Genomic DNA, 12076 nt, shown 5'->3' with positions numbered 1-12076 from the left:
TCGGCTTATCGCCGCCCGAATAGGCGCTCGATGTCGCTGAGCTTCAGCTCCACGTAAGTGGGGCGCCCATGGTTGCATTGACCGGAAAGAGGCGTTGCCTCCATCTCGCGCAGCAGCGCATTCATCTCTTCCGGGCGCATGCGGCGTCCAGCACGGATGGAACCGTGGCAGGACATGCGTGAGAGAACGGCGTCGAGGCGTTCCTCCAGCGGATTGGCGGCACCCTGCCCCCATTCGGCAAGAGCATCGGCCACATCCTGCACGAGCGCCTTGATGCTCCCTCCGGCCAGCGCGGATGGCACTTCGCGCACCAGCAGCGCACCATGACCGAAAGGCTCCACGGCAAGCCCAAGTCCTTCCAGTGTTGAAGCCTCAGCGAGCACGCGGTCCGCATCCACAGGATCGAGATCGACCACCTCGGGGATCAGCAGCAATTGACGAGCGATGCCCGAGGATGCGCGCTCGCGTTTCAGGCGCTCATAGACCAGGCGCTCATGCGCGGCATGCTGATCGACGATGACGATGCCGTCCTGCGTCTGCGCCACGATGTAGGTGCCATGCACTTGCGCACGCGCAGCGCCGAGAGGCGAGGCCTCCATCTCCGGCTCAATCTCGGTCAACGTGGCGCGGCTGTCGGCGGACGGCGCTGCAAGATCATGCAGACTGACCTGTGCTTCGGACAAACCGGATGCATAGCCTTGCGAAGGAGGATCGAGCGGTGCCTGCCAATTGGCGAAACCGCTCGCCGGACGAACGATGGAAGGACGGTGATGTCCGTAAGCGGGACGCGACGGCAGCGCCCCCTGCGGACGCAGGCTCTCCAGTGTGCGCGCGCCCACTGTCGAGGAGGCGCGCATGCCGAAGCGATTGATCGCTTCCTTGATTGCGGCGACTACGAAGCCGCGCACGAAGGCGGGGTCGCGGAAGCGTACTTCGGTCTTTGCCGGATGAACGTTCACGTCCACCGCGCGCGGATCGAGATCGATCATCATCGCCAGAACAGGATGGCGGTCCGAAGCCATCACATCGGCGTAAGCGCCGCGCACCGCACCGAGCAGCAGCTTGTCGCGCACAGGCCTTCCGTTCACCACGAAATGGATCGCCGTAGAGGTGCCGCGATGATAGGTCGGCAAGCTCGCAAAGCCGGTCAGCCGAACGTTCTCGCGCTCGACGCCGATGGACATGGCATTCTCATGAAAGTCGGAGCCGAGCACGCAGGACAGGCGACGCAGGAATCCATGTTTGCCGGGCTCCTCCGGCGGATAGGTGAAGGACGTGATGTGCTCACCCGAGAGGGTGAAGCGCACAGTCGGATGCGCAATGGCGAGGCGTTTGACAATCTCCGCCACGGCCTGCGCCTCGGAGCGGTCGCTCTTCAGGAACTTCAGGCGTGCGGGCGTGGCGGCGAAGAGATCCGTCACTTCCACGCGCGTGCCTTTCGGCGCTGAAGCGGGACGCACGGGATGCTTCACGCCAGCTTCCACCACGATCATGGAGCCCGTCTCGGCATCCTTGATCCGTGTCGTAATGGCAAGGCGCGCCACCGCACCGATGGAGGGCAGCGCCTCGCCCCGAAAGCCCAGAGTATTGATAGAGAACAGATCACCGTCGGGGATTTTGGAGGTGGCATGGCGCTCGACGGCGAGTTCCAAGTCCTCGGGGGTCATCCCCTGTCCATCGTCGACGATGCGGATAAGACGGCGGCCGCCAGCCTCTACAGTGATCTCGACCGAGCCAGCACCTGCATCGATGGCGTTTTCAACCAGCTCCTTCACGGCCGCCGCAGGACGCTCGACAACCTCGCCCGCAGCGATGCGGTCGACGAGGATGGGATCGAGGCGGCGAACGAACATGAGACGCTTCTGGTCTAGGGATTCGGAAGCAAGAAGATAGGGATTGAACGCCGCCGATGCCAGAAGCCGCGACGTTATTCCCCTGCCGATTCGCAAGGTGAGAACATGATGTTCCTGATCATGGCCGGGCATGTCCCGGCCATGCAGGTCTTACGGCGCTGAAGGCCGTGCCCCCCGCAGCAGGCCCGGGGAGGAAGGCGGGGATGTTCTTACCCCTGCGCCAGATATTGCTTGGCGAGGATCTTGCCCTCCTCCACGGCGGGCTGATCGAACGGATCGACGCCGAGCGCGTAGCCGGTCAGGATCGTCTCCAGCATGAAATGCATCAGCAACTCGCCCACGGCGCGCTCGTCGAGCTTTTCGATGTGGATGCGCCGCGTCGGACGGCTGTTCTTGGCCAAGGTATCGGCCGTGGCGCGCCCTTGGGCCGCCACAAGATCGCCGATGCGCTTGCCGCCGAAGCCCGGCTCGCCCGCACGCTTGGAGAGCTTTTCGTCCATCAGCGGGCCCTGTCCGGCCACGCCGGTCGTCATGACGGTAAACAGTTTGTCGTTCGGCCCGGCGAGATAGAGCTGGAGCTGGCTGTGCTGGTCGACCGGACCAATCGCGGCCACAGGCTGGGTGCCGTTGCCGTCCTTGCCGATGCTTTCAGCCCAGAGCTGCACCCACCAGCGGGTGAAGCGCTCAAGACGGTCGGCATAGGCCATGGTGACGGCAATGCCCTTGCCTTCCTTTGCAGCCGCTACATTGAGCGCAGCGCCAAGCGCCGCCGGCGCATCCTTGGCGGCACTGCCATTGCGGAACGGCTCATAGGCTTCAGCCGCGCCCTGGCGGATGGCGGAGACGTCGAGCCCCAGCACGGCAGCGGGCAGCAGCCCCACATTGGTCAGCACGGAATAGCGCCCGCCGATCCCCGTGTGGTGCTCCAAGAAGCGCACGCCCTCGGGTTCCAGAAGATCGCGCAGAGCGTTCTTGCCACCCTCCTTGCGCGGCTCCGACAGGCCGAGGAACATGTCCTTCGGCATGGCTTTCAAGCCCGCCTTCTCGAGGGCGGAGAGCACCGCGATGGTCTGCATCAGAGTCTCGCCTGTGCCGCCGGATTTCGAGATCGCTACGAAACGCGTCGAGGACAGCGGCAGCTTGTGCAGCAGATGATCGAAGGTGATGGGGTCGAGATTGTCGAGGAAGTGAACGCGCGGGCTTTCGGTGAAGCGGCCGACGCCCGGCACAGCATAATCCTTCAGCTGGGCCAGCGTCTGACCGCCCAGGCTCGATCCGCCGGTGCCGAGGAACACCACATCCGTCGCATCCATCCGGAGCCAGGCGGCAGCTTCCTTCACCGCAGCGAGATCGTCGCTCGTACGCGGCATGTGCAGCAGCGGCAGCCGTCCCGAAGCATCATCCTGCGCCAGTCGCTCCATGGCCTTGCCCACAGCCTCGAGGGCCACCTCGAACGCACCTTGCGAAAGACCGCCCTCCCCAATGGTGGTCTCCAGGGCCAGATCGATCGATTGCTGCAGGGCCATGCGGGTACTCCGACTTGTTCTCGTTCAAGAAAGGGAAGCGGAACTTTAGGGCAGAGATAGGGTGGCGGCTAGGGGATGCCGATAAGTGACTGACACTTATCAAAAAATGATAAGAAAAAGGGGGCCTTCGCCCCCTTTCGCCGTTCAAGTCTGAGTTCGCAGGCTCAGAGCCCCGTCGGACGCCCTGCGATCACGGTGAGCATCTTGCCGTCACCGAAGATGCGCTCGGCGGCCTTGCGGATATCAGCCTGCGTAACGGATGCGACCAGGGCATTGCGGCGGCCGATATAGTCGATGCCGAGCCCTTCGAAGGCAATCTGCGCGAGGGTGTGGGCGATCTTGGTCGAGGTGTCGAAGCCAAGCGCATAGGAGCCGGTGAGGTAATCCTTCGCCTTCTGCAGCTCCTCGTCGGAGGGCCCCTCTTCCTTGAGGCGCATCATCTCACTCGCGATCACATCGAGGCATTCCACCACGCGCTCATTCTTGGTGGCGGTGTAACCCCAGGTCATCGAAGCCGCGCGATAGCTTACGAGCGATGTTCCCACGCTGTAGGCCAGGCCGCGCTTCTCGCGCACTTCCTGGAAAAGGCGCGAGGTGAAGGAGCCGCCGCCATAGATGTGGTTGAGCACATAGGCCGGGATGAAGCCGGGGTCGCGCCATGCGATACCCGGCGTGCCGAAGCGGATGACCGATTGCGGCACGTCGAGATCGACGACGATGCGCGAGCCGATCTTCTGCAAACCGGTCGGCTCTATGACGGAGAGCGCCTTCGCTTCGGGAAGCGAGCCGAAAACCTTATCGAGCAGCACCGACAGATTTTCGGAAGAGATCGCGCCGACGACTGCGATTTTCACACGGCCACGCGCGATCATCGCGCGATGCATGGCGATGAGATCGTCGCGCGTGATCGCGGCGACGCTTTCCGGCGTGCCCGAAGTCGGAAGGCCATAAGCATGCCCGGCAAACCCTTCCTCGAAGAAGCGACGCGTGGCCATCACGCCCGGATCGTTCTGCTGATAGCGCAATCCCGCAATGGTCTGCGCACGCACGCGCTCGATGGCATCCTGATCGAAGCGCGGCTCGACGAGCGCCAGGCGTAGCAGGTCGAAGGCCTCATCCGCATGCTTGACGAGCGTCTTCAGCGAACCGCCGATTGCATCGTTGCCTGCATTGAAGGACAGTTCGATGGCACGTCCGGCCAGACGCTCCTGGAAGGCATCGGAATCATATTCGCCTGCACCCTCGTCGAGCAGGCGCGCCAGCATCTGCGCGACGCCGGGCTTGTCCGCAGGATCATGCGCCGATCCGCCTTCAAAAATGAAGGAGACCGCGATCAGCGGCACCACATCGGATTCAACATGCCATGCCTCGACACCGCTCGCGGAGGTCAGAGCCTTCACGGTGGTCGGGGATGAGGACAGGGTTTCTACGGAAGCGGTCATCTTTACCTCAGATTCCATGCAGGCGGTCAGGATGCCGACTTCTGCAGATAGCCCGTCACGGAGCGGCGGGCGACGAGATAGCACTCGGCGGCGGAGGCGAGATCCTCCTTGAGCACAGTCTCGATTTCCACCGGCCAGCGGCGCACGTCTTCGATCGTCTCGCCGATGGCGAGAGCGGAACCGTAGATACGAGCGAGCGACGATTGGCTGTCGGTGGAATAAATCGTCTCAGCTACGAGGCGCGTCTTGGCGCGCTCAATGGATTCGAGATCGAGCGCCTCGGCCGGAATTGTCTTGAGCACCTGATCCACGGCCTCTTCGAGCGCGGACAATGAGACGCCCTCGGCCGGAACCGCATAGACGCAGAAGCGCGTGTCTTCCATGGCGGACGACATGTACCACGCGCCGGCATTCACCGCGATGCCGCGCTCCATCACGAGCTTACGATAGAGATACGATGTCGGGCCGCCGCCGATCACTTCGGCAAGAAGCTCGAGCGCATAGCAGTCGCGCTCGGAAGCTGTGCGGCAAGACGGCACGAGATAGAGCCGCTGCATCGTCGGTTGCTCGACCTTCGGATCGGCCACCGTGATATGGCGCGCAGCCACAGGCTCGGGCTCACGCGGACGCACGCGCAACGGGCGCTTGCCCTGCGGGGCGATCCGGCCATAGGTCGTGTCGGCCAGACGGCGCACCTCGTCGGCGGTCACGTCGCCTGCGACGACGAGGATGCCGTTCTCAGGGGTGTAGAAACGCTTGTAGTAATCAAGCGCATGATCGCGGTTGAGAGTCTCGATCTCATGCATCCAGCCGATGATCGGAATGCCATAGGGATGATGCACGAAGAGAGACGCGGCCATGGCTTCGGAAAGCTGAGCGGAAGGATCGGTTTCCACACGCATGCGGCGCTCTTCGAGCACAACATCGCGCTCAGGAGCGATGACGGATTCTTCCAGCAGAAGATTGGTCATGCGGTCCGCTTCGAACTCCATCATGACCTTCAGGTTCTCGCGCGTCACGCGCTGAAAGTAAGCCGTATAGTCGAAGGACGTGAAGGCATTCTCCTGACCGCCAAGCCCGGACACGACTTTTGAGAATTCGCCAGCCGGATGTTTCTCCGTGCCCTTGAACATCAGATGCTCGAGAAAATGCGCGATGCCGGACTGGCCGATCGGATCATCAGCCGAGCCGTTGCGATACCACACCATGTGCGTGACGACGGGAGCGCGATGATCGGGGATCACCACAACATCGAGACCGTTGTCGAGAGTAAACGAGGACAAGTTCGGACCGCTGCCTTCCGTGTGCCCGAAGGATGAGGCATCGGCTCTGAGAATGGGCTTGGAGGCAGTCTTCATGTCGGTTCAACCTTAAACGCATCAAATCGTTTCGTAGGATAATCCCTACGGGAATAGTCCAATCGGGGGAGCAAGCAAGCGAGGCAGGATGCCTTCGAGGTGCGACATGGTTTGCGCCTGAAGGGGTGAACAGGCTTGGCTTTGCGAGGCCCCAGAACGTTTTCAGGCGAAGCGGGGGTGCCCGTTCGCCTGAAGGAGGAAGGATTTGGCAGTGCTTTATCGCCTGCGGTTCTGCTGTGCGATAAAGGCCTGCGGGCTGTCGGGATCGCCCATAGGAACAGGATCGGCAGAGGCCTTGAGAGCAGCACCGGGAGCTGCCTTCAGGAGATTTTGCGGCGGATCGCTCAAGTAGCGGCGCTCGATTCCGTCACCGGACAGCTCAGCCTTCTTCTCTGTGGAGAAGGAGCGCAGCTCGTCCGGGGTCATGCGGCTGTTCTCGTTCGACCAGCCGCCCGAAGGCTCCGGAAGACCGGCACGCTGGTTCGGATTGCGGCCAGCCCGGATCTCCTCGATCGAGAGACGCTTGCCTTCGCTGTTCTTGTAGAAATCGGTAGCTGTAACAGGCGTCCGAGCCTCGGCGGCAGCCTTGCGGCGCGCGGCTAGGTCAGGGTCCTTGGGCCAGTTGGTGTTATTCGCCTCAGCACCGTTGGGGGCTGCCGGAGCCGGGAGATCCATCTTCGGCGGCAGCACCAGGGGTGCGCGCTCGTTATAGATGATCGGCTCTTTGTCTTTGGGAATAATACCAATATTGCCAAGCAGGTTCTTAAAGAGTTCGCCTTCCTGGGCCGAGGCAGCCGAGGCGCCGAGCGCGAGCGCGAAAGCACCCGCAAGGCCAAAGATCTTCATTCCCTTCATGGCACACCCACCATTGTTTCTCATTATGCCTGGAACGCCTGATCGCTCTTTAGGGCGAACATAAGGCAGCTTGAGGATTAGCGGCCTCGCCGCGGCTCCAGGACAAAGGAGTCATAAAGCAATCCAACCACACCCGCAACGATGGCGGCATCCGCCACGTTGAACACGTACCAGGACCAGTCTCCCACCTGGAACTGGATGAAATCGAATACAGCCCCATAGGCCAGCCGGTCGATGACATTGCCGATGGCCCCGCCCACGATCAGCCCCAAGGACAAGGCAAGGAGCTTGGCCCTAGTCCGGCGGATCCAAATGGATAATCCGATCGCCGCCAGGATGGAGACGATGATGAGCACCCATCGCCCTAGATCCCCGTCCTGCTGGAAGAGGCCATAGGAAATGCCCCGGTTCCAGACCACGATCAGGTTGATGAAGGGGGCGAACTCTACCGGCTCCTTCAGGGGCAGATCGTACACGAACAGGGTATAGATCTTGGTCGCCTGATCGAGGATCAGGGTGATCAAGGCCGCCGAGAAGCCAAGGATCGCAGCAACGGAAAGGCTTCCTTGAGCCGCCTTTGCCTTCCTCGCGCCACGGGGCTTGCCCGCAGCGCGGGAGCGCTGCGGAGCGGTGTTCGGGACATTCGCGTCGGGAACCGGCGCCTGGGAGCCTTCGCCTTTGATCATTCCGCAGCCGCCTTCAACCTGTCCCATTCACGCAGAGCCGCCGCATCGCGGGGCGTCACATCCGGATATTCCGGATCGCTGCCCACGTCAGGCGTGACCTTCCAGGAGCGGGCACATTTGCGGCCCTTAGCCAGTTGCGGCACTACGGCGACGCCCTTCACATCTTCGAGACGGAAGGCATTCTCAGCCCCCTCGCCCTTCACGACCTGAATGGCGGAGGTGATGCAGATCTCGGCCATGTCGAGGCCCTGAACGGCCTGGAAGAGTCCCTCGTCGGCAATGTGCACGACGGGCGCCGCCTCGAGGCTTGCACCGATGCGCTTCTGCGCACGCTCGATCTCCAGCGCGCCCGTGACGACGCGGCGAACGCGGCGCACCTTGGCCCAACGCTCGGCCAGCGCATCGTTACGCCACTCGCTGGGCACCTTGGGGAAGGTTTCGAGATGCACCGATTCCGCATTCGGATAGCGCTCGAGCCAGGCTTCCTCGGCGGTGAAGGCCAGGATCGGCGCGATCCAGGTCGCCACGCAGCGGAACGTCTGATCGATCACGGTCAGCGCGCTCTTGCGGGCAACGCTCGAGATCGGATCGCAATAAAGCGTGTCCTTGCGAATGTCGAAATAGAACGCGGACAGGTCCGTGGTCATGAACGAGTTCAGCAGGGCTACCACACGCTTGTAGTCGTAAGTGCTGTAGGCCTCGCGCATCTCACCGTCGAGTTCGACGAGGCGGTGCAGCACGAAGCGCTCCAGCTCCGGCATCGCGCTGACTTCGACCTTGTCGGTGTCACGGAAATGCGCAAGCGAGCCCAGCATCCAGCGGATCGTGTTACGCAGCTTGCGATAGGTTTCCGCCGTGGTCTTGATGATTTCGGGACCGATGCGCTGATCGTCCCAGTAATCGACGGAAGCCGTCCACAGACGCAGGATGTCCGCACCATATTCCTTGATGACGGATTGCGGCGCGACCGTGTTGCCGAGGGACTTCGACATCTTGCGGCCCTGCTCATCGAGCGTGAAACCGTGCGTGACGACGATGTCGTAGGGCGCGCGTCCGCGCGTGCCGCAGCTCTCCAGCAGCGAGGAATGGAACCAGCCGCGGTGCTGGTCCGAGCCCTCGAGATACATGACCTGATCGGGACCGCCGTCCACTTTACGCTTTACCTGCAGGTCGGGACGCTTCTCGAGCGCGAAGGCGTGCGTGCATCCGGAATCGAACCACACGTCGAGAATGTCGTTCACCTTCTCGTAGTCGTTCAGGTCATAGCCGCCGGCTTTGAGGAAGCGCGAACCGTCATCCGCATACCATGCGTCCGCGCCTTCCTTCTCGAAAGCGTCGGCGATGGCCTCGTTGACCTTCTCGTCCTTGAGGATCTCGTTGGTGCCCTTCTTCACGAAGACGGCAATCGGCACGCCCCAGGCGCGCTGACGCGAGACGACCCAGTCGGGACGGTTGGCGATCATGCCGTTGATGCGGTTCTCGCCGGATTCAGGCACCCACTCCGTCTTCTCGATGGCGTTGAGCGCGCGCTGACGCAGCGTGTCGCCCTTGCCGTCGAGCGGCTTGTCCATCGAGATGAACCATTGCGGCGTGTTGCGGAAGATGAGCGGCCCCTTCGAGCGCCAGGAATGCGGATACTGGTGCTTCAGACGACCGCGCGCGATCAGCGCGCCGACTTCGACGAGCTTCTTGATCACCGCTTCGTTGGCACCCGCATCCTTGCCCTTGTCGTCGTAGATGCGCTCGCCCGCGAAGAACGGAACATCGGGGAAATAGGACGAGTCTGGAGACACCGTGTGCGGCACCTCCTTCGTGCCGCAGGCGGCGAACACGTCGCGATGCTTCACGTAGGTGTTGTAGTCGTCCGCACCGTGGCCGGGCGCAGTGTGCACGAAGCCCGTACCGGCATCGTCGGTGACGTAATCGGCGACCAGCATCGGCACCGCGAAGTCCCAATAGCCATTCGCGCCTTCAAGTCCGCGGAACGGATGCGCGCAGCGCTCGATCATCACCGGCAGCACATCCTTCACACGTTCGTAACCGGCAACGCGCGAAGCCTTGAATACGTCCTCCGCGAGCTTGTCGGCGAGCACGAGGCGGTCGCCGACCTTTGCCCAGTTGTCCTCGGCGGCATCGGTGACCTTGTAGAGGCCATAGGCGATGTTCTCGCCATAGGCGATGGCGCGGTTTGCAGGAATCGTCCAGGGAGTCGTCGTCCAGATCACCACCGATGCGCCGTCAAGGTCACCATCCAGGGTGTTGGTGATCCTGAACTTCACCCAGATCGTGGTGGAGGTCTTCTCGTGATACTCGACTTCCGCTTCAGCAAGAGCGGTCTTCTCGACGGAAGACCACATCACCGGCTTCGAGCCGCGATAGAGCTGGTCGCTCACCGCGAACTTGATGATCTCGCGGGCGATCTGTGCTTCCGCGTCGTAGCTCATGGTAAGATAAGGGTTCGACCAGTCGCCGCCGACACCGAGGCGCTTGAACTCCTCGCGCTGCACGTCGATCCACTTCTCCGCGAAGGCACGGCACTCGCGGCGGAACTCGACGATCGGCACCTCGTCCTTGTTCTTGCCCTTGGCGCGATACTCCTCCTCGATCTTCCACTCGATGGGAAGGCCGTGGCAGTCCCAGCCCGGCACGTAGTTGGAGTCGAAGCCCAGCATGCCCTGCGAGCGGACGATGAGATCCTTCAGGATCTTATTGAGGGCATGGCCGATATGGATGTTGCCGTTGGCATAGGGAGGGCCGTCGTGCAGCACGAAGCGGTCGCGTCCCTTCTGAACCTCGCGAAGACGCTCGTAGAGCTTCATCTCGTTCCAGCGCTGCAGGAATTGCGGCTCGCGCTGAGGCAGGCCAGCCCGCATGGGGAATTCGGTCTGCGGCAGAAACAGGGTTTCGGAATAGTCGCGAGCGGCGCTCTCGGGCTTATCGGTCATGACGGTCAATCGTTCCAAGCGGCCCCTGGCTGCGGGGCTTAGAAATCAGGCTTCATTTTAGGGCGAACGGCAGCAATCCCGGACCTTCGCGGCTTACGCAAAGGCCGGGCCGATAATTCGCGCCGCGCGGATGCGGGCCGCGGCTGGAGCCTGAAAAACCATGGGCATGGGAGCCTTTTAGCAGCGCCGAGCCGGATAATAAAGCAGGGACGCGAAAGGCTTGCCCGGTTCGGAACAATTGCTGCGGTTCCGCTTTGCCTCCGGTCGCCCTCAAGGACAAAATTCAACGGAGCCTCTCGTGTCTCAAGGCCGCCCCACGCCTCCCGCCTCTCTGATCCCCTACGCCCCCTCCGTCGAGACGCCGCATCCCGATGAGGCGGAGATCGCGGCTCAGATCCTCGATTCCATGCGCAAGATTCGGGAACAGACGTTCGAGGATTACGGCCGTGCGGTGCGCAGCGTCCATGCCAAGAGTCATGGGGTCCTGAAGGGGGAGTTGCGGGTTCTGCCGGATCTGCCTCGCAGCCTGGCTCAAGGCCTTTTCGCGAAAGCGGCCACCTATCCGGTGGTCATGAGGCTTTCCACCACGCCGGGCGACATCCTCGACGACAGCGTGTCCACCCCGCGCGGCCTGTCGATCAAGGTCGCAGAAGTCGATGGCGAGCGGTTGCCGGGATCGGAGGGCGGCAGAACGCAGGACTTCGTATTGGTGAACGGTCCGGCATTCCAAGCCACGCCGAAGCTCTTTGCCCAGAACCTCAAGCTCCTGGAAAAGACCACCGACCGGCTGGATCGGACCAAAAAGGTCGTGTCGGCCTTTTCCCGCGGGTTGGAAAACGTGATCGAGGCTTTCGGCGGTGAGAGCGTCGCCCTCAAGTCGCTCGGCGGCCACCCGATGACGCATATCCTGGGCGAAACGTTTTATTCGCAGGCTCCGCTCCGCTACGGCGACTACATCGCCAAGATCTCCGTCGCGCCGGTCAGCCCCGAGCTGAAAGCTCTCAAGGACGCCCCTCTCGACCTGACGGGAAAGCCCGATGGCCTGCGCGAGGCCGTAGTGGATTTCTTCCGCACCCACAGAGGCGAGTGGGAGTTGCGGGTGCAGCTCTGCACCGATCTCGAACGGATGCCGGTCGAGGACGCCTCCGTCTTGTGGCCAGAGGAGGAGTCTCCCTATATTCCCGTTGGTCGCATCACGGTTGCTCCCCAGGAGGCCTGGAGCGACGCCAAGGCCACCGCCATCGATGAAGGCCTGTCCTTCAGCCCCTGGCACGGACTTGCCGCCCATCAGCCCCTCGGCATCATCATGCGCCTCCGCCGGAAAGCCTACCAAGCCTCTGCCGCCTTCAGGGCAGAGCATAACGGACATCCCATCAAGGAGCCCGAGAACCTGGACGACGTCCCGGCCTAG

The 12076-nt window shown here is 62.5% G+C and carries 8 protein-coding genes; 1 reads left to right on the top strand and 7 read right to left on the bottom strand.

All coding sequences use genetic code 11. The features are described from left to right. Nucleotides 1-5: 5 nt before the first annotated feature. The 7 genes from mutL to ileS form a co-directional block, all read right to left on the bottom strand. Nucleotides 6-1853, bottom strand: coding sequence for a DNA mismatch repair endonuclease MutL (gene mutL / locus BLP10_RS13095; RefSeq protein ID WP_091135540.1), 1848 nt, complete (start codon nt 1851-1853; stop codon nt 6-8). Between the two features lie 209 nt (nt 1854-2062). Next, nucleotides 2063-3379: a glucose-6-phosphate isomerase gene (locus tag BLP10_RS13090; RefSeq protein WP_091135181.1), complete on the bottom strand. Its 1317-nt coding sequence runs from the start codon at nt 3377-3379 to the stop codon at nt 2063-2065. A 164-nt stretch (nt 3380-3543) separates the two neighbouring features. Then, on the bottom strand, nt 3544-4821 hold the full coding sequence (locus BLP10_RS13085) for a M16 family metallopeptidase (RefSeq protein ID WP_091135538.1): 1278 nt from the start codon (nt 4819-4821) through the stop codon (nt 3544-3546). A gap of 26 nt (nt 4822-4847) precedes the next feature. Continuing rightward, complete coding sequence (locus BLP10_RS13080; RefSeq protein ID WP_091135179.1) at nt 4848-6179, bottom strand: M16 family metallopeptidase; 1332 nt, start codon at nt 6177-6179, stop codon at nt 4848-4850. 216 nt (nt 6180-6395) lie between these two features. Next, nucleotides 6396-7034, bottom strand: coding sequence for a hypothetical protein (locus BLP10_RS13075; RefSeq protein ID WP_091135177.1), 639 nt, complete (start codon nt 7032-7034; stop codon nt 6396-6398). Between the two features lie 77 nt (nt 7035-7111). After that, nucleotides 7112-7579, bottom strand: a complete 468-nt coding sequence (gene lspA / locus BLP10_RS13070) for a signal peptidase II (RefSeq protein ID WP_244510534.1) — start codon at nt 7577-7579, stop codon at nt 7112-7114. Nucleotides 7580-7716: 137 nt separating this feature from the next. Then, nucleotides 7717-10665, bottom strand: a complete 2949-nt coding sequence (gene ileS, locus BLP10_RS13065; RefSeq protein ID WP_091135174.1) for an isoleucine--tRNA ligase — start codon at nt 10663-10665, stop codon at nt 7717-7719. Nucleotides 10666-10963: 298 nt separating this feature from the next. Between ileS and BLP10_RS13060 the strand changes: the two genes are divergently transcribed. After that, a complete protein-coding gene (locus tag BLP10_RS13060; RefSeq protein WP_091135535.1) occupies nt 10964-12076 on the top strand; it encodes a catalase family protein in 1113 nt (370 codons plus the stop codon).

Origin of the sequence: Microvirga guangxiensis (genome assembly GCF_900102135.1) — a bacterium.
GTDB lineage: Bacteria > Pseudomonadota > Alphaproteobacteria > Rhizobiales > Beijerinckiaceae > Microvirga > Microvirga guangxiensis.
Note: the sequence above shows the minus strand (reverse complement) of the source record. Positions and strands in the feature narration are given on the sequence as shown.

What these genes read in the sequence shown, in the direction of transcription:
- ileS (WP_091135174.1), bottom strand. Translation starts at nt 10,665, where the DNA reads ATGACCGATAAGCCCGAGAGCGCCGCTCGCGACTATTCCGAAACCCTG.
- BLP10_RS13090 (WP_091135181.1), bottom strand. Translation starts at nt 3,379, where the DNA reads ATGGCCCTGCAGCAATCGATCGATCTGGCCCTGGAGACCACCATTGGG.
- BLP10_RS13085 (WP_091135538.1), bottom strand. Translation starts at nt 4,821, where the DNA reads ATGACCGCTTCCGTAGAAACCCTGTCCTCATCCCCGACCACCGTGAAG.
- mutL (WP_091135540.1), bottom strand. Translation starts at nt 1,853, where the DNA reads ATGTTCGTTCGCCGCCTCGATCCCATCCTCGTCGACCGCATCGCTGCG.
- BLP10_RS13080 (WP_091135179.1), bottom strand. Translation starts at nt 6,179, where the DNA reads ATGAAGACTGCCTCCAAGCCCATTCTCAGAGCCGATGCCTCATCCTTC.
- BLP10_RS13075 (WP_091135177.1), bottom strand. Translation starts at nt 7,034, where the DNA reads ATGAAGGGAATGAAGATCTTTGGCCTTGCGGGTGCTTTCGCGCTCGCG.